The organism is Pseudomonas sp. JL27(2026) (assembly GCF_056933555.1).
The window spans coordinates 4,204,326-4,222,572 of sequence record NZ_CM167794.1; the positions used below are offsets into that span (position 1 = coordinate 4,204,326).

Annotated in this window: 18 protein-coding genes; 5 read left to right on the forward strand and 13 right to left on the reverse strand. The window is 60.9% G+C overall.

Going from position 1 to position 18,247, the window contains the following annotated elements; translation table 11 throughout:
• Positions 1-75: 75 nt before the first annotated feature.
• From AC1Z1G_RS19145 to AC1Z1G_RS19155, 3 genes are all read right to left on the reverse strand, one after another.
• Positions 76-1,227 (reverse strand): TDT family transporter, encoded by a 1,152-nt coding sequence (locus tag AC1Z1G_RS19145; RefSeq protein WP_483621791.1) that lies wholly within the window; start codon positions 1,225-1,227, stop codon positions 76-78.
• Between the two features lie 106 nt (positions 1,228-1,333).
• Positions 1,334-1,645, reverse strand: coding sequence for a cupin domain-containing protein (locus AC1Z1G_RS19150; RefSeq protein WP_483621793.1), 312 nt, complete (start codon positions 1,643-1,645; stop codon positions 1,334-1,336).
• A 69-nt stretch (positions 1,646-1,714) separates the two neighbouring features.
• Positions 1,715-2,911: an MFS transporter gene (locus AC1Z1G_RS19155; RefSeq protein ID WP_483621794.1), complete on the reverse strand. Its 1,197-nt coding sequence runs from the start codon at positions 2,909-2,911 to the stop codon at positions 1,715-1,717.
• A 91-nt stretch (positions 2,912-3,002) separates the two neighbouring features.
• Between AC1Z1G_RS19155 and AC1Z1G_RS19160 the strand changes: the two genes are divergently transcribed.
• Both AC1Z1G_RS19160 and AC1Z1G_RS19165 read left to right on the forward strand, forming a co-directional pair.
• Positions 3,003-3,542 (forward strand): TetR/AcrR family transcriptional regulator, encoded by a 540-nt coding sequence (locus AC1Z1G_RS19160; RefSeq protein ID WP_483621795.1) that lies wholly within the window; start codon positions 3,003-3,005, stop codon positions 3,540-3,542.
• Positions 3,543-3,755: 213 nt separating this feature from the next.
• Positions 3,756-7,226, forward strand: coding sequence for a hybrid sensor histidine kinase/response regulator (locus AC1Z1G_RS19165; protein ID WP_483621797.1), 3,471 nt, complete (start codon positions 3,756-3,758; stop codon positions 7,224-7,226).
• A gap of 30 nt (positions 7,227-7,256) precedes the next feature.
• On the opposite strand, the gene AC1Z1G_RS19170 is transcribed toward AC1Z1G_RS19165, so the two are convergent.
• On the reverse strand, positions 7,257-8,621 hold the full coding sequence (locus AC1Z1G_RS19170; protein WP_483627917.1) for a DNA recombination protein RmuC: 1,365 nt from the start codon (positions 8,619-8,621) through the stop codon (positions 7,257-7,259).
• 175 nt (positions 8,622-8,796) lie between these two features.
• Positions 8,797-9,120, reverse strand: a complete 324-nt coding sequence (locus AC1Z1G_RS19175) for a sel1 repeat family protein (RefSeq protein WP_483621799.1) — start codon at positions 9,118-9,120, stop codon at positions 8,797-8,799.
• Between the two features lie 1,019 nt (positions 9,121-10,139).
• On the opposite strand from AC1Z1G_RS19175, the gene AC1Z1G_RS19180 reads away from it, so the two are divergent.
• From AC1Z1G_RS19180 to AC1Z1G_RS19190, 3 genes are all read left to right on the forward strand, one after another.
• A complete protein-coding gene (locus AC1Z1G_RS19180) occupies positions 10,140-10,364 on the forward strand; it encodes a hypothetical protein (RefSeq protein ID WP_007898912.1) in 225 nt (74 codons plus the stop codon).
• A 276-nt stretch (positions 10,365-10,640) separates the two neighbouring features.
• Positions 10,641-11,123, forward strand: coding sequence for a hypothetical protein (locus AC1Z1G_RS19185; RefSeq protein ID WP_347901465.1), 483 nt, complete (start codon positions 10,641-10,643; stop codon positions 11,121-11,123).
• Positions 11,124-11,268: 145 nt separating this feature from the next.
• Positions 11,269-12,540, forward strand: a complete 1,272-nt coding sequence (locus AC1Z1G_RS19190) for an OmpP1/FadL family transporter (protein ID WP_483621802.1) — start codon at positions 11,269-11,271, stop codon at positions 12,538-12,540.
• 86 nt (positions 12,541-12,626) lie between these two features.
• On the opposite strand, the gene AC1Z1G_RS19195 is transcribed toward AC1Z1G_RS19190, so the two are convergent.
• The 8 genes from AC1Z1G_RS19195 to cobU form a co-directional block, all read right to left on the reverse strand.
• The gene (locus AC1Z1G_RS19195; protein WP_483621804.1) at positions 12,627-13,178 is read right to left on the reverse strand and encodes a glutathione peroxidase; all 552 of its coding nucleotides are present in this window, start codon (positions 13,176-13,178) and stop codon (positions 12,627-12,629) included.
• 69 nt (positions 13,179-13,247) lie between these two features.
• Positions 13,248-13,370: a hypothetical protein gene (locus AC1Z1G_RS19200; RefSeq protein ID WP_347901468.1), complete on the reverse strand. Its 123-nt coding sequence runs from the start codon at positions 13,368-13,370 to the stop codon at positions 13,248-13,250.
• Positions 13,367-14,575, reverse strand: a complete 1,209-nt coding sequence (locus AC1Z1G_RS19205; protein WP_483621806.1) for an MFS transporter — start codon at positions 14,573-14,575, stop codon at positions 13,367-13,369. The genes AC1Z1G_RS19200 and AC1Z1G_RS19205 overlap by 4 nt, the downstream gene beginning before the upstream one ends.
• A gap of 79 nt (positions 14,576-14,654) precedes the next feature.
• On the reverse strand, positions 14,655-15,059 hold the full coding sequence (locus AC1Z1G_RS19210; RefSeq protein WP_483621808.1) for a MarR family winged helix-turn-helix transcriptional regulator: 405 nt from the start codon (positions 15,057-15,059) through the stop codon (positions 14,655-14,657).
• A 169-nt stretch (positions 15,060-15,228) separates the two neighbouring features.
• A complete protein-coding gene (locus AC1Z1G_RS19215; protein ID WP_483621810.1) occupies positions 15,229-15,960 on the reverse strand; it encodes an adenosylcobinamide-GDP ribazoletransferase in 732 nt (243 codons plus the stop codon).
• Positions 15,961-15,962: 2 nt separating this feature from the next.
• Entirely contained in the window at positions 15,963-16,538 is a 576-nt protein-coding gene (gene cobC / locus AC1Z1G_RS19220; RefSeq protein WP_483621812.1) for an alpha-ribazole phosphatase family protein, read from the reverse strand.
• Positions 16,535-17,590, reverse strand: coding sequence for a nicotinate-nucleotide--dimethylbenzimidazole phosphoribosyltransferase (cobT, locus tag AC1Z1G_RS19225; protein ID WP_483621814.1), 1,056 nt, complete (start codon positions 17,588-17,590; stop codon positions 16,535-16,537). The genes cobC and cobT overlap by 4 nt, the downstream gene beginning before the upstream one ends.
• On the reverse strand, positions 17,587-18,108 hold the full coding sequence (cobU, locus tag AC1Z1G_RS19230; protein WP_483621816.1) for a bifunctional adenosylcobinamide kinase/adenosylcobinamide-phosphate guanylyltransferase: 522 nt from the start codon (positions 18,106-18,108) through the stop codon (positions 17,587-17,589). Before cobU ends, cobT begins: the two co-directional genes overlap by 4 nt.
• Positions 18,109-18,247 lie beyond the last annotated feature (139 nt).

Consider the following 18,247-nt stretch of genomic DNA (forward strand, 5'->3'; position numbering starts at 1 on the left):
CCTGAGTGGCCTGGAGGCTGTTATTGGAATGTCGAAAGACCATCCAGGGACAAAAGCTTACCTAATCTTTGCCGATTATTTCTTTAATCCTGCAATGCATGGCGAAACAAACAACTCGCCACGCCAGGCGCCCTGCACGGTGCGCGCGGAAACAATCAGCCACATCAACGCCAGCGCCACCACCAGCACGCTGCCAAAAATACTGAAGAACGTCAGGTTCAAGGTACTGGCCAGTTTCAGCGTCGCCAGGGAATACACGCCCAGCGGGAAGGTAAAGCCCCACCAGCCAAGATTGAACGGAATCCCGGCGCGCAGGTAACGCAAGGTGATCAGCACCGCCATCAGCATCCACCACAAGCCGAACCCCCACAGGGTGATCCCGGCCACCAGCCCCAGGCCCGCGGCGATTTCGCCGACACCTGGCAAGCCATTGGCCGCGAAGATCGTCGGCGCGTCGCTGCCCAGCAGCAACATGCCCAGCGCCCCGGTGCCGATCGGTCCCAACGCCAGCCAGCTCGACGCGGCCATGTTTTCGTGAGGCAGTTTATGCAAGGCCATGCGTAACAGAAGGATGGTCAGGATGCTGAAGGCCACCGGCACTGAGAACGCCCACAACACGTAACTGGTTGTCAGCACCACCAGTTGGGCATGCGCGTCGGTCAGGTGCGGCGCCAGCAAACCACCGCTGGCCGCGGCAACTTCCGCCGCCACCACCGGCAACAGCCAAACGGCGGTCATCTGGTCGATGCTGTGTTCCTGGCGGGTGAACATCAAGTAGGGAATCAACACGCCGCAGGCCAGCGACAGGGCAACATCGAGCCACCAGAGCACCTCGGCCACGTGCACCACGCCCTCCCCCCAGCGCGGCAAGCCAAACAGCAAGAAGCCATTGATGATAGTCGCCAGCCCCATGGGGATCGTGCCGAAAAACATCGACACCGTGGAGTGCCCGAAAATCCGCCGTGCTTCCTCAAAGAAAAACGCCCAGCGCGCCGCATACAGCGCGCTGAACAGCAGAAACAGGAAGATATTGAACATCCACAAACCTTCGGCGAAGGCATGCAGGCCGGGAATCGACGTCGGCAGTTGGGCGAGCGCCAGGGCCAGCACCCCGGTGCCCATGGTGGCGGCAAACCAGTTGGGGGTGAACTGGCGGACGACTTCACGGGGGTGCTGCAAATGACTCAATGGCCGAAGGCCGGGTTTGACGCTGTTGGGGCATGACATGGCGAACTCCTCTCCTCTGGTGAGGTAGCGCCCATGGTAGAACTGAATCGAATATCTATATAACGGGTAATATCTCTATCTGTTATCTACTTTATAGATATATCGATCAAACGCTGCCTTCGCTTTCGATCACCAGCACCCGCGCCGCGCCTTGAGGATGAGCCACATGCTCAGTGCCGACCTGCGCGTAAAAGATGTCACCCACCTCAAGCATAGCCGCGTGCTCGACACCGTTTTCCCGGTAGCGCATCTGCACTTGGCCATCGAGCACCACGAACACTTCCTGGCCATCGTTGGTGTGCCATTTGTAGGGCTGATCGGTCCAGTGCAACCGGGTGGTGATGCCATTCATGTTGGCGATATCCAGCGCTGCCCAGGCGCGTTCGCCGGTGAAGCTTTTACTGCGGATGATCTTCATCGCGGTTCATTCCTTCGAAGGTGAGTCACAGCGGTCGCCAAGGCTAACCGAAACAGGTAATAACTGCGCCTAAGGGTTGCTCGGCGCCCCGCAGAGGCTGGCCGGACGCTGCAACCTCAACCCCAGCAGCGCACCGAGGGACAACACGATCAACACCGCGCCGTAACCATCGGTGGTGGCAATCAGGCCGAAGGTGCGGGTCAGGCTCCCGACGGCAAGCGACGGCAAGCAGAACGCCAGGTAACTGAGCACATAAAACGCCGACATCAGCCCCGCGCGCTCATGGGCCAAGGCCAGCGGCACAACGCTGCGCAAGGCACCGAGGAAACCCGCGCCAAAACCACTGCCCGCCACCAGCGTGGCCACAAAGAACAAGGGCAGACTCGCGCTGTGCACGGCAACCAGAATCAAGCTTATCCCCACGGCCAACAGGCTCGCGCCCAACCGCAGAACGCTGTCCGCCGGACGGTTGCGCAGCGAGAAAATCATCAGCGCGCCGCTCACCGTCAACACCGCCACCAGTGCGCCACCGATCAGGTTCGAGGTCGACCCGGTGGCCGCTCGCACCAGTGAAGGTGCCAAGGACAGGAAGAACCCGCCCACCGCCCAGACCGCCACATCCACCGGCAACGCCAGCCACAACGCCCGCCGCGCTTGCGGCGGCACATGCAAGGTTGGCCGCAGGGACGCCCAGACGCCCGGCTGGCGGCTGACGCGCTCCGGCAGCCGCCAGACATACAACGCCTGCACCAGAAACACCACGGCCAATATCCCGTACGCCAGTTGCAGCGGTTGCGGCGCGTATTCGGCTAACAACCCGGTGCCCAGCGCGCCGCACGCCATGCCCAGCAACGGCGCCACACTGTTGACCAGCGGCCCTTGCTGGCGGTCGGTATCGAGCAATGCTGCGCCCAGCACGCTGGTGGCCATGCCGGTAGCAAACCCTTGAATCACCCGCGCGGCAATCAGCCAGGCAACTGTCTCGGCGTTGATAAACAGCAGCATCGCGAGTATCTCAAGCAGCAATGCTGCGAAAATCACCGGTGTGCGGCCCAGGTAATCGGACAGCGAGCCCACCGTCAGCAGCGCCGCCAGCAGGCTCAGGGCATACACACCGAAAATCAGCGTCAGGGTCGCCGCAGAGAACTGCAACGCATCCTGATAGAGGTGATAAAGCGGCGTCGGCGCACTGGAAGCGGCGAGAAAACTCAGTAAGGTGATCGCCAGGAACACCAGACTGGAACGGTTTGAGACAGGGCTGGACATGGGCACGCTCCGCTAAAGCTAATATTTTGCTTTTGCGGAGTGTGCTACCGGCCCAGGCTTAAAGCAAATTCTTTGTGTTAAGGTCCGCTGCATGGCAATTAAAGAAGCGTTACGCCCCGGTGGCCGAAGTGCCCGGGTGCAGGAATCCATCCATTTGGCAGTGCGCCAACTCCTGGAAGAACAGGAGCGCTCCACCGTGACCGTGCCGCAAATCGCCGCCCGCGCAGGCGTGACACCGTCGACGATCTACAGACGCTGGGGCGACTTGTCGGCGTTGTTGGCCGACGTCGCCCTCGCCCGCATGCGCCCCGACAGCGAACCGGCCAGTACCGGCAGCTTGCGCGGCGACCTGCGGGCCTGGGCCGAGCAATACCTGGACGAGATGAGCTCCGAGCCCGGCCGCAACATGATGCGCGACGTGCAAGCCAGCACTACGCCGGGTTATTGCGTGACGATCATTGGCGGGCAATTGCAGAGCATTCTGGATCGTTACCCTGACGAGCCGAAGCCAAGCGTTGACCGGCTGATCAATCTGGTGGTGGCGCCGACGGTGTTTCGCATCCTGTTTTCGGCGGCGGCGCTGGAAGTCGAAGAACTGCATCGGTTGATCGAGATTGCGTTGCATCAGTGAGGCTGCCAATCGCGAGCAGGCTCGCTCCACATTGGCATTGAGGGTGCTCCGCTGTCTTGTGCTCACGGCCCATAAATGCACTAAAGATCCAACTGGCACCCGCGCCTGCGACACCCCGCCACCCCACGACCTTGGTCGACACTGACGAACCCCGACCATCGTGCGAGACTGTCAGGCCGGTCGCAGGTCCGGTGTCTTTTGTCTGGAGTTTCCATGTCGCTGTCCAGCGGGCTGATCGCCGCCGTCGCCCTGGCCTATATGGCCATCATGTTCGCCATCGCCTTTTACGGCGACCGTCGCAGCACCCCGTTGCCGCCGCGCATGCGTGCGTGGGTCTATAGCCTGTCGCTGGCCGTCTATTGCACCAGCTGGACGTTCTTTGGCGCCGTGGGCCAGGCTGCCGAACAGCTTTGGTCGTTCCTGCCGATTTACCTGGGGCCGATCCTGCTGCTGGTATGCGCGCCGTGGGTCCTGCAAAAAATGGTGATGATCAGCAAGCAGGAGAACATCACCTCGATTGCCGACTTCATTGCCGCCCGCTACGGCAAATCCCAATCCCTGGCCGTGGTGGTGGCGCTGATTTGCCTGGTCGGCGTGTTGCCCTACATCGCCTTGCAGCTCAAGGGCATCGTGCTCGGCGTAAACCTGCTGATCGGTGCAGGTGCCGACGCCATGGGCACCCGCGCCCAGGACACAGCGCTGATCGTGTCGCTGATTCTGGCGCTGTTCACCATTGTCTTCGGCACCCGCAACCTCGACGCCACCGAACACCACCGGGGCATGGTGCTGGCGATTGCGTTCGAATCGCTGGTCAAGCTGTTCGCCTTCCTCGCGGTCGGTGCGTTCGTCACTTATGGCCTGTACGACGGCTTCGATGACTTGTTCGATCAGGCCATGCTCGCGCCGCGCCTGGAGCAATACTGGAAAGAAACCATCAACTGGCCATCGATGGTGGTGCAGACCGGTGTGGCGATGATGGCAATCATCTGCCTGCCCCGGCAGTTCCATGTGACCGTGGTGGAGAACATCGAACCCCAGGACCTGCGCCTGGCCAAATGGGTGTTCCCGGCCTATCTGGCCCTGGCTGCGCTGTTCGTGGTACCGATTGCCCTTGCCGGGCAAATGCTGCTGCCCAGCTCCGTACTACCGGACTCGTTCGTGATCAGCCTGCCGCTGGCCCAGGCCCATCCAGCCCTGGCGCTGCTGGCGTTCATCGGCGGCGCGTCGGCCGCCACCGGCATGGTGATCGTGGCCAGCGTGGCGTTGTCGACCATGGTCTCCAACGACATGTTGCTGCCGTGGCTGCTGCGGCGTAAAAACGCCGAGCGGCCGTTTGAAGTATTCCGCTACTGGATGCTCTCGGTGCGCCGCGTGAGCATCGTGGTGATTTTGCTGCTCGCCTATGTCGCCTATCGCCTGCTCGGTTCGACCGCCAGCCTGGCGACCATCGGCCAGATCGCCTTCGCTGCCGTGACCCAACTGGCACCGGCCATGCTCGGCGCGCTGTACTGGAAACAGGCCAACCGCCGTGGCGTGTTCGCCGGCCTCGCCGCCGGGACCTTCCTGTGGTTCTACACGCTGATTCTGCCGATTGCGGCCCACAGCCTTGGCTGGCCTCTCAGCAGTTTTCCGGGGCTGGCGTGGTTGCACAGCAACCCGCTGAACCTGCCAATCACGCCGCTGACCCAAGGCGTGGTGCTGTCGCTGGCCGGCAACTTCACACTGTTCGCCTGGGTCTCGGTGTTGTCGCGTACGCGGGTCTCGGAACACTGGCAGGCCGGGCGATTCATTGGTCAGGAGATCAGCGCCCGGCCAAACGCCCGCTCAATGCTGGCGGTGCAGATTGACGACCTGCTGCAATTGGCGGCGCGGTTTGTCGGTGAAGAACGGGCGCGCCAGAGCTTCATCCGCTTCGCTTATCGCCAGGGCAAAGGCTTCAATCCCAACCAGAATGCTGACGGTGAATGGATCGCCCACACCGAACGCCTGCTCGCCGGCGTGCTGGGCGCCTCGTCAACCCGCGCCGTGGTGAAAGCCGCCATCGAAGGCCGGGAAATGCAGCTTGAGGACGTGGTGCGGATCGCCGACGAAGCGTCGGAAGTGCTGCAATTCAACCGAGCCCTGCTGCAAGGCGCGATTGAAAACATCACCCAGGGCATCAGCGTGGTCGACCAGTCGCTGAAACTGGTGGCCTGGAACCGGCGTTACCTGGAACTGTTCAACTACCCGGACGGGCTGATCAGCGTCGGCCGACCGATTGCCGACATCATTCGCTACAACGCCGAGCGTGGCTTGTGCGGCCCCGGCGAGGCGCAAGTGCATGTCGCACGGCGCTTGCACTGGATGCGTCAGGGCCGCGCCCATACCTCTGAACGGTTGTTCCCCAATGGCCGGGTGATCGAGTTGATCGGCAACCCGATGCCGGGGGGCGGTTTCGTCATGAGTTTCACCGACATCACCGCGTTCCGCGAAGCCGAGCAAGCGCTGACCGAGGCCAACGAAGGGCTGGAGCGACGGGTCACCGAGCGCACCCATGAACTGTCGCAACTGAACGTTGCGCTGACCGAAGCCAAGGGCACCGCCGAGTCGGCCAACCAGTCGAAAACCCGCTTTCTGGCGGCGGTCAGCCATGACCTGATGCAGCCCCTGAACGCCGCGCGGCTGTTCTCGGCCGCCCTCTCCCACCAGGACGACGGCTTGCCCGCCGAAGCCCAGAAACTGGTGCAGCACCTGGACAGTTCGCTGCGCTCGGCCGAAGACCTGATCAGCGACTTGCTGGATATCTCACGCCTGGAAAACGGCAAGATCAACCCGGACCGCAAGCCGTTCGTGCTCAACGAGTTGTTCGACATTCTCGGCGCGGAGTTCAAGGCACTGGCTCAGGAACAGGGCCTGAAGTTCCGCGTGCGCGGTAGCCGGTTGCGGGTCGACAGCGACATCAAACTGCTGCGCCGCGTGCTGCAAAACTTCCTGACCAACGCCTTCCGCTACGCCAAAGGCCCGGTACTGCTGGGCGTTCGGCGCCAGGGCGATCAGTTGTGCCTGGAAGTCTGGGATCGCGGGCCGGGGATTGCAGAAGACAAGCGCCAGGTGATTTTCGAAGAGTTCAAGCGCCTCGACAGCCACCAGACCCGCGCCGAAAAAGGCCTGGGGCTGGGCCTGGCGATTGCCGACGGACTCTGCCGCGTGCTCGGCCATCCATTGCAGGTACGTTCGTGGCCGGGCCGGGGCAGCGTGTTCAGTGTCTGCGTGCCTCTGGCGCGTGCGCAAACCAGCGCGCCCAAACAAGTCGTCGAGTTGAACGGTGCGTTGCCGAATGGTGCCCAAGTGCTGTGCATCGACAACGAAGACAGCATTCTGATCGGCATGAATAGCCTGCTCACACGCTGGGGGTGTCAGGTCTGGACAGCCCGCAACCGCGAAGAATGTGCGGCGCTGCTGGGCGACGGCGTGCGCCCGCACCTGGCGCTGGTGGATTACCACCTCGACGACGGTGAAACCGGGACCGAACTGATGGCCTGGTTGCGCACGCAACTGGGCGAGCCGGTGCCGGGGGTGGTGATCAGTGCCGATGGGCGGCCGGAGATGGTGGCCCAGGTGCATGCGGCGGGCCTGGACTACCTGGCCAAACCGGTGAAACCGGCGGCATTGCGGGCGTTGCTGAGTCGGCATTTGCCGTTGTGATTACGGCCTGGAGGCTGGCCACAACAGCAGTTACTCAGGCAGCTCGACCAACCCATCGGCATCCGTCATCGCCCGCTCCAGCAGGTCCGCTGGCAGGCTCTTGCTCGCACGGGCACCGAGCAGTTTGAGCTGCTCACTGCGGCTGACCAGGTTGCCGCGCCCCTCTGTCAGTTTGTTACGGGCAGCACTGTAGGCCTTGTCCAGTTGCTGCAAGCGATTGCCAACCTCGTCCAGATCCTGAATGAACAGCACGAACTTATCGTACAACCACCCGGCACGCTCGGCGATTTCCCGAGCGTTCTGACTCTGGCGTTCCTGCTTCCACAGGCTGTCGATTACCCGCAACGTCGCCAGCAACGTGGTCGGGCTGACGATCACGATATTGCGGTCGAACGCTTCCTGAAACAGCGTCGGCTCACCCTGCAACGCCGCGGAAAACGCGGCCTCGATCGGCACGAACAGCAAAACGAAATCCAGGCTGTGCAAGCCGTCCAGACGCTTGTAGTCCTTGCCGGCCAGGCCTTTGACGTGATTGCGCAGGGACAGCACGTGCTGCTTGAGGGCCGCTTGACCGATCTGCTCGTCATCGGCCGCGACATACTGCTGATAGGCGGTGAGGCTGACCTTGGAGTCGACCACCACCTGCTTGTCGCCAGGCAGATAGATGATGACATCGGGCTGGAAACGCTCGCCATCCGGCCCCTTGAGGTTGACCTGGGTCTGATACTCGCGCCCTTTCTCCAGGCCGGCATGTTCAAGAACACGCTCAAGGATCAACTCGCCCCAGTTGCCTTGGGTTTTCTGGCCCTTGAGTGCGCGGGTCAGGTTGGTCGCTTCGTCGCTCAGGCGCAGGTTCAATTGCTGCAAGCGTTCAAGCTCCTTGGCCAGGGAGAAACGCTCGCGGGCTTCGGCCTGATAGCTTTCTTCCACACGTTTTTCGAAGGACTGGATGCGCTCTTTCAACGGGTCAAGCAGTTGCCCGAGGCGCTGCTGACTGGTTTCGGCAAACCGCTGTTCGCGCTCATCGAAGATCTTCCCGGCCAGCTCGGCGAACTGTGCCCGCAGCTCGTCCCGCGAGCCTTGCAAGTCGCTGAGGCGCTGTTGATGACTGTCCTGCTGCTCGCGCAACTCGGCGTTGAGCGAGGCGGCCTGGGCGTCCAACCGACGCAACTCGGCCTCTTTGCTACTGCGCTCCAGATTCCAGGCGTGAGCCGCATCGCGGGCGTTGTCGCGCTCGATCTGCAACAACTCGACTTCACGATTGACCGCCGCCAGATCGGCCTGCTTGGCTGCATTGGCCTGCCCCAGGTCGCTGATTTCGTCACGGCAGGCATCGAGTTGCGCATTGAGGCCGTCCTGCGCCAGTTGGGCCGTGCTCAGACGCTCTTCAAGCAGGGCCAGGTCAGCCTGACTGGCACTCATGCGCCGTTGCAGTTGCCAGGCCAGCGCCAACAGCGGCAGCGCCGCGCCTGCCAGACCGAGCAATACACTGGTCAAGTCCATAGCCATGGCGACTCCTGCCGATGAGATAAAGCTTGAAGGTTAACCAAGCCGTGCAGGCTTGGACAGCTCAGTCTTCGATCCGACCGAGTTCCTGCTGGGCGCGCCGGTCGCCCGCACGAGCAGCCTGGCGCAGCAGGTCCTGGCCGATCCGACGGTCTCGCGCATTGCCGCACTCGCGGCACATCAACTGGCCCAGGCGACTTTGCGCAGCCACTACACCTTCACGCGCAGGCTGCTTGAGCAAACGCCCGGCGAAATGCTTGACGTTGGGGTTATCGCCCAGGGTCGGGCTGTCGAGCAGCCACTCGGCGACGCGCATGGAAAATCGCTTGGGTGGGGTAACACCGGTGGGTGCGGAGGTAGCAGAGGTTGATACTGAGCGAAACTTCATAAAGCACTGTGAGGCAGATCAGAAGGCGCGCCACTCTACTCCTTTTTTCGTACGGGTAAAGGCGAAAAAACCCGGCACGCCCGTCCTAGAGCAAGCGCTAGGGACAATCCACAGAAGCTGTGGATAACTCAGTGGACAACCGCCCCTGAACTCGCCACAAGCCCTGTGGAATGGGGCCCGCAGTCAAACTGACGATTTTTTCACCAGTAAAAAAAACCGATGTTTTTCATTGACTTAAATTTTCAGTACAGGCACCCACTGCCGCTGAGGGTCAGATGACAGCGCGGTGACGATCCGCGCAACTAATGTGCACAAGTACTGTTGAGGTGGTTATATCGGTGCACTTTTTTCGCACACTTACAAAAACTCCGGGCCCCAAGGTGGGGCCGACCAATATCGAGCCCCCTTCGCACTCCACGGTCGTAAAGCCATGACCAACCGACCAACGGTCACCTGCACCTTCCGCCTCCGTGAAACCTGCAGTCTTCGTGGCTTACCCCCTTTCACCAGCGCCTAGCCCAGGCCGTTTTTGACGGCGCCACGAATCTTTTTTGCCTAACACACTTCCTTTCTCAAATTCAAACCGCTAGTATCCGCGGCGTTAGTACCAAGCTGAAAGTCAATTCTGGTCGAACAAATCCTCACGGTCAGCCTTCCCTAAAGAGAAGCCTCTACCGACAACGCGGGATCGACCACCTCGATGGTTTCCAGGTAAACCTTGCGTCAACACTGCCTTTGAATCGAATGCAAAGGGTGTTGCGAAGCTCACTTACTCTGACCGAACCAACCTGCATATTGATCAGGATCTTCACCCCGGGCCCAGAACCTTTGCCCTTGATGTGTTGCCTGCCCTCCTAAGTACCTACCTGCCGGCCCAAGCGCGCAAAAATCAATGCGCTTCAAACTGGCTGCTTTGTTCCAGTCGGGTTCTTCGTTTGACCAATGGTGGTCGACGTTACTGGAACGTTTTAACGTTGCACGGTTCTTATCCGTGTCATTTGCAGGAACATCTAATAACTATGTCGACTCAAATCCATACTCAGGATGCCATTCGCACCCTAACCAACGCTTTTGCACCAATGAACTGCCTGATCATGGCCGCTCGCAAAGGCTGCTTCAGCTTCACTCTGGTGAACGAACACGGCATCGCCCGTCACAGCGAACGCCTGTATCCCGATCAATACTCCAGCGCAGAGCCGCTGCAGGCCGTGATCGAGCGTACCCGTCAGGCACTGGTTGCCTGAGACGCCAGAAAGGCTGAAAACCTCAAAAGCCCTGCCCAACCAGCAGGGCTTTTTATTGCCCGATATTTCTCTTTGCACTGAATCGACCCTAAGCACGAACCGGTATAACGGTTATAACTCGTAGCCGAAAATATTTTAAATACAGTCCTTTACAGCTCGAATATGACACTACACTTCAACTCAAGCGGCTTGATCCGCTTCCGGCGAGCCTGAGTCGATTCACAGCTGCCAAGCTCCCTTCAGGTATCGCCGCCCACTTCGTGTTTCGAGGGCCTTATGGGTATCGCCGCCAGCGAACTGTGCCGTTATGTGATCCGCCCGACACTGATCTATCTCGGGCGCCACAGCCGGACCGCCGAATCCCTCCTGCTGGGCATTGCCGCCAGTCAGTCCGCCCTGGGCTCAGCCCTGCATGACCGCCGTGGACATGGGCTATACCGGATTGCCGAGCTTCGTCACCAGGCACTCTGGGACCATTACCTGGCACTGGACCCCGAGCGCGCAAGCCTGGTTCGCGGCCTGGCCAGCCAACATGCTTTTTTGAGCGGCCCGCACCTGGAACTGACCGTCAACCTGCGCTACGCCACCGCCATCGCCTGGTTGCTGATAGAAGAACAGAACACCCCGCTGCCCGAAGCAGACGACCTGCTGGGAATGGCAAGAATCTGGCGTCAAACATTCCAGCCCCAAGGCCGCTTGAGAGACTTCACCTGCGCCTGGCAAACCTGCGTTTGCCCCCTGAACGAACTCGCCTGTTGATCCGCCACTTTTTAAAGATCGCGCAAAAGACACGAATCTGGTCGGATTGTCCTACAAAACCGCTCTAACTCAAGCGATACAGCCTATGGCGCTGGAACGAAAATGTTGGTAATTTTCGCCCCGGTGATCACCAGGAGTTCTAATAATGAAAAAAGTAATGCTCAAAACCACCCTCAGCCTCGCCGTAACGTTGGCATCCACGCAGATTTTCGCGAGTGGCTTTGCCATCAACGAACAGAGCATCAGTGGGATGGGCACTGGTTTTGCCGGGCGATCTTCTGTCGCCGACGACGCAAGTACAATTTTTGGTAACCCTGCCGGTATGTCGCGTATCAAGCGCGAACAAGTGACTGGCGGTGTCGCCATGCTCGACGCTCACACCGACATCAGCGACGCCCGTTCGCGCCCGAACAAAGGCACCAACGACGGCGACATGGTGCCGTTCATTGCCGTACCTATGGGCTACTACGTCAAGCCAATCGACGACCATTGGGCCTTCGGTATCGGTATGTACGCACCGTTCGGTCTCGTGACCGATTACGAAAAAGGCTTTGCTGGCCGCTACTTCGGCAGCAAGAGCGACGTTAAAGTCATGACGCTGCAACCTACCGTCAGCTATGCCTTCAACGACAAGGTTTCGATCGGTTTCGGCCCGACCATCAACCGTATCGACGGCACCCTGGAATCCAACCTGTCGATTACCCCGCTCGCTAAAGACGGCAAGGTAAAGATCAAGGGCGACGACACTGCGCTGGGCTACAACATCGGTGTCCTGGCACAGGTTACCGACAGCACTCGCGTGGGCCTGACCTATCACTCGAGAGTGAAGTACAAACTTGAAGGCGACACCAAGGTCAACTACAGCCTGCTTGCCGCCGCTGGCCTGAACCCGAGCCAGAAGTACGACGCTTCGCTGAAACTGCAAACCCCTGAGTCGGTCGACTTCTCGGTCACTCACGAGCTCGACGACCAATGGACGATCTACGCCGGTAGCACCTGGACCCGCTGGAGCCGCCTGGAAAACATCACCGTCGAGAACAAAGGCGTCCAGCCTGCGTTGGGCGGTCAGTTCGGTTCCATCACCGAAGAGCAGAACTGGCACGACACCTGGGCTCACGCCATCGGCGCTTCGTACAAGCTGAACAAGCAATGGGTACTGCGTACCGGCCTGTCGTTTGACCAGGCACCGACCAACAACGTCGACCGTTCCCCACGCATCCCGACTGGCGACCGGACGATCTTCAGCCTCGGTGCTGGCTGGAGCCCAACGGACGACCTGACCATCGACGTCGCTTACTCCTACCTCAAGGAAGAAGCCGTCAAGGTCAACAACCACAACAACCGTGGCCAGAGCTACAACGCCAAGTATGAAAACTGGGCAAATGGTTTCGGTGTAGGCGCAACCTACCGCTTCTGATTCACCGCGAGCCCTGGCGGCTCGCCCGCTGAATTGAAAAAGCCCCGCCTCTTCGTCAGAGAGCGGGGCTTTTTCATGGGCGTCGATCAGGGTCTGGAGGCCAGGGCCTTTTCCACGGCCTCGATGAAATCCGCGCTGTCGGGCTTGGTCAGGCTGGAGAAATTGGCAATCACCTTGCCTTGGCGGTCGACTACGTATTTGTAGAAGTTCCACTTCGGCGCACTGCTCTGCTGCGCCAAGGCTTTGAACAAATGGACGGCATCGTCGCCGCGAACCTTTTGCGGCTCGGTCATGGTGAAGGTCACGCCGTAGTTCACATAACAGACCTTGGCGGTTTCGGCACCGTCCCTGGACTCTTGCCTGAAGTCATTGGACGGCACGCCCAACACCTCAAGCCCTTGGTCTTTATAGCGCTGATACAGGGCTTCAAGGCCTTTGAACTGAGGGGCGAAACCACAAAAACTGGCGGTATTGACCACCACCAGCGGCTTGCCAGCAAAGCGCTGGCACAGATCAATGGATTCCTTGGCATGCAACTTGGGCAAAGCGCCAGAAAGCAACGGCGGGCATTCGGCCGCCAGGGTTGAACCGGCCATGGCCAACAGAACAGCTGGAACGGCTAACCAGCGCATCAGCATGTCGTACGTCCTTGATAGAGGTCAGAGGGCGACGTTACTCGCCCTTGCGCAGACCTCGCAAGCAGCGATTCAGCAAACGCCCATGCCCAATTGCATCAGCGCCAGACCGCCCTGATGCCAGCCCCACCAGGCCAGCACCAGCAACAACGCGCCCAGGCTGGCTACGCCAAGCCACACTGCGACACGATTCACGCCGCGCTCACCAGCGTTTGCAACCGCGCCACCGGACGCTCGCGCACGGGCCAGTTCAGGGCGGCCGCCAACAGGCTCAAGAGAATCGCCACTTGCCATATCAAGTCATAGCTCCCCATCCGATCGTAGACCACCCCCCCCAGCCAGCCGCCGAGGAACGAACCCAACTGGTGGAAGAGGAAAACAATACCACCGAGCATAGAGAGGTTTCGTACACCGAACAGCGTTGCCACGGTGCCATTGGTCAAGGGCACCGTCGACAACCACAAAAAGCCCATGGCCATGCCAAACAGGTAGGCGCTGGTTTGCGTGACAGGTGCCCAAAGGAACAACCCGATGACCACGGCGCGCAGCAGGTACAAAGCGGTCAACAGACGTGGCTTGGACATCCGCCCGCCGAGCCAGCCTGCTGTGTACGTACCGAAGATATTGAACAGGCCGATCAACGCCAGCACCGTGGTGCCAACGCCGGCCGGCAAGTGCTGATCGACCAGATACGCCGGCAAATGCACGCCGATGAACACCACCTGAAAGCCACAGACAAAAAAGCCGAATGCCAACAGCCAGAAACCGGAATGGGAGCAGGCCTCACGCAGCGCTTCGCTCAACGTCTGCTCGTGCCCCAGCACCGGCAGCGGCTTGTCCTTGAGCATGCTCACCAACGGCACAATCAACGCGACCAACAGGCCGAGCACCAGCAACGCACTCGACCAGCCCAGCCAGCCGATCAATCCGAGGGTCCCGGGGAGCATGGCGAATTGTCCGAACGACCCCGCCGCACTGGCGATGCCCATGCCCATGCTGCGTTTTTCCGGCGGTAGCGCACGCCCAACCACGCCCAGAATCACCGAGAACGACGTGCCCGACAGGCCGATACCAATCAACAACCCGGCACTCAGCGACAACGTCACTGCCGAGTCGGACAGGCCCATGCACATCAGGCCCACGGCGTACAACACGCCACCGACCAGCACCACTTTCGCGGCACCGAAGCGATCAGCCAACGCACCGGTAAATGGCTGCGCCAGTCCCCAGATCAGGTTTTGCAGGGCGATGGCAAAGGCAAACACCTCGCGCCCCCAGCCGAACTGCGCGCTCATCGGCGGCAGGAACAACCCAAAACCGTGCCGCACGCCCAATGACAACGCAAGAATCAGCGCACTCCCAAGAAGCACCCAACCGCTGGTACGCCACATCGATGTCATTTTTATTCTCCGTTCGCGGGTATATACCCGCTTGAGTTCGGGCTTAAATTCGGGCTTACGTTTGGAAAGGCCCGCCACCTCAGGCGAGTTCGTCCAGCAAGGCCAGCAAGGTTGCACGCTTCTCGGCACCCAAACGATCAATCAAGCGCTGCTGCGCCGCTTCCCAGGCGGGTAACGCCGCCGCGAGACGCTCGCTTCCGGCCTGGGTCAGTTGCACGATACGGTTGCGCTGGTCTTCACCTTCGACCAGTAGCACCAGCCCCGCGCCTTCCAGCACCCGGAGATTGCGCCCCAACGTGCTGCGATCCAGCCCCATGGCCTCAGCCAGGGTGGAAATGCTCGGTTGGTCCAGCCGCTGCAAGTTGCATAGCAAAGAATACTGGGCAACGTTGATTCCGAAGCCGTCGAGGGCGCCGTCGTAATGCCTGCTGACGCCACGGGCGGCACGACGCAGGTTGGTGCATAAACATTGAGAGGCAAGCATGGTGCGTGTATATACCCGCGAGTCTGTTAAATCAAGTTACAGATAGACAGTGTGCTGCCCACAAGACCGCCATCGCGAGCAGGCTCGCTCCCACATAGGTACTGCCGAGCGCCCCTCTGTGGGAGAGGGGCCTGCTCGCGATGACGGCCGTAAATTCAAAAAATCACCATCAGACCAACGCCAACCCCACCAACACCGCCATCTCCAGCAATTCCAGCAACGCCCCCGCAGTATCGCCCGTCGTTCCACCCAAACGGCGCAGCATCACCTGCCGCAACCAGACGAACACCAGCACCGCGATAACAATCGCCAAAACGCCGCCAAAACCGCCGATCAACGCACACACCAACGCACTGATCGCCAACACCCACCACCCGGCCTTACGCGGCAAGTGGTCGGCCAACGCCTGACCCAACCCACCCGAACGCACATAGGGCGTGGTCAGGAACAACCCCAACAGCGCGGCGCGGCCGATCAATGGAACGATGATCAAAACAACACCATGCCCCTGCTCGACCAACGCCAGCAACGCGGCGAATTTAAGCAGCAACACCAACACCAGCGTGACCACCGCAATCGGTCCGCTGCGTGGGTCTTTCATGATGGTCAACGTGCGTTCGCGGTCACCGAAGCCGCCAAGCCACGCATCGGCGCTGTCAGCCAGGCCATCCAGGTGCAAACCACCACTGAGCACCACCCACGCCGTCAGCAGCAAAGCGGCGTGCAACAACGGCGGCGTACCAATCAACAGACTGTCAAACGCCCACAGCAACACGCCGAACAACAGCCCCACCAATGGATAGAACAGCAGCGAGCGCCCCAACTCCCGAGGTTGCGGCATACCCGGCAGACGAATTGGCAAGCTGCTGAGAAACTGCAGGGCAATCCACAATGGCAACACGTTCAGACCTCTTCCTTGAGCAGGCCCCGAGCCTGCACTTGCAGCGTAAACAGCGCCCCGTGCCCCACCTCGACGTTGAGCAATTGTTCGCGAGGCAATCCCCGCGCCTGCGCCAGCAACAAACGCATCACCCCGCCATGACTCACCAGCAGCAACCGTTCACCTGCATAGGCCTGATGCAGGCGTTCTACCGCCGCCAACACTCGTGCAGAAAACGCCGTCACCGGCTCGCCATCCGGTGGCGTGAACCCATAGGGATCGGCCCAAAACAGCCCCAGCGCCTCGGCGTCGGTTTCCATCAGCGCTGCTGCGCTCTGCCCTTCCCAGGCGCCGAAATGCAGCTCTTGCAGATCGCGCTCAAGCTGCACTGGCAGCCCGAGTTGCCCAGCCAATGCCTCGGCAAAACGTGCACAACGCTGCAACGGCGAACTGATCACACGGTCCCACGGCCCCCTGCCTATCACCGCCCCACGCATCTGCTCCCAGCCCTTGGCCGTGAGGGCGTCGTCGAGGCTGCCGCGCAGGCCACCGCCCAGTTCGGTTTCACCATGGCGCAACAGGTCAAGGCGCAAGATCATGCCGGGCGATCCGCCACAGCCGCTTCGGCGAAGGTCGCCATTTGTCCGTGCAGATCACACGCCAGTCGCAACAACGGCACTGCCAGCGCCGCACCACTGCCCTCGCCCAGACGCAACCCGAGTTCGAGCAACGGCTCGGCGCTCAACGCTTCCAGCACATGCCGATGGCCAGGCTCGGCACCACGATGGCCGAACAGCAGCCATTCGCGGCAGGCCGGGTTCAGGCGCACCGCCACCAGTGCCGCCACGCTGCAGATGAAACCATCTACCAGCACCGCCACACCTTCCTGGGCACACGCCAGGTAAGCCCCCACCAGCGCCGCAATTTCAAAACCGCCCAGGTTGAACAGTGTCTGCAACGCATCGCCACGTTGAGCTGCATGCAGCGCCAACGCTCGCTCGATGACGTGAGCTTTATGGCTGACGCCCGCCGCACTCAATCCGGTGCCCGGCCCGGTCATGTTGACCACCGGGCAATCGAGCAACGCGCAGGCCACGGCGCTGGCGGCCGTAGTGTTGCCTATGCCCATCTCGCCACCGATAAACAGCTCGGTGCCTTCGGCAATGGCCCGGTGCACGCTGTCGCGACCGGCCTGCAAGGCTTGCTCGCCCTGGCGCCGAGTCATCGCCGGGGCATAGACAAAGTTTGCCGTGCCGGGACCCAGATCCAGATGACGCACACCCGGCAGGTTCAACGACGGTGATACCGTGCCGAGGTCGACCACTTCCAGGCGCGCCTCCAGCTGTCGCGCCAACACACTGATGGCCGCGCCGCCGCTGACGAAGTTGTGCAGCATCTGCCCAGTCACTTCCTGGGGAAACGCCGACACACCTTCCGCGACCACCCCGTGATCACCGGCAAAGATCGCAATCCATAGCTGATTCAGGCTCGGCTTGACCCGCCCCTGCAATCCCGCCAATTGCACCGCCACCGCTTCGAGCTGCCCCAGCGAGCCTGCCGGTTTGGTCAGCTGTTGCTGACGGGCCGCCGCTTGCGCGTGGGTCTGGGCGTTGATCGGCTTGCACGGGTTCAGCCACCAGGAGTCAGTCATAACGCAGTTCCTTTCAAAGTCAGGGGCAGGCCGGCGACAGTCAACACAACACGTTGACAGCGTTCGGCCAGGGCTTGATGCAACCAACCGGCTTCATCGACATAGCGGCGAGTCAATTCGCCCAGCGGCACGACACCCATTCCGGTCTCGTTGCTGACAAAAATGATGTCCCCCGGCAGCGAGGCCAGGCAGTCCAGCAGGGCTTCTCGCTCCTGCGCCAGACGCTCGGGGTTGTCGAGCATCAGCAGGTTGGTCAGCCACAACGTCAGGCAGTCCACCAACAGGCAATGTTCAGCGCGGGCGGTTTCGCGCAGCACGCGGGCCAGTTCCAAAGGTTCTTCAATGAGCGCCCACGTCGCCGGACGGCGCTCGCGGTGATGGGCCACCCGCGCATTCATTTCACCGTCCAGCGGCTGGCTGGTAGCAATGTATGTCACCGCCAGGCCACTGTCGGACGCGAGTTTTTCAGCCAGGCGACTCTTGCCGGAACGGGCACCGCCGAGGATCAGTTGCAGCATGAAGGTATCCTGAAAAATATTCGGTGAGGCAACTGGCCTCTTCGCGGGCAAGCCCGCTCCCACAGTTGATCTCGAATGAACAAAAAATTTGAATACGCCTCGTAACCCTGTGGGAGCGGGCTTGCCCGCGAATGCGTCA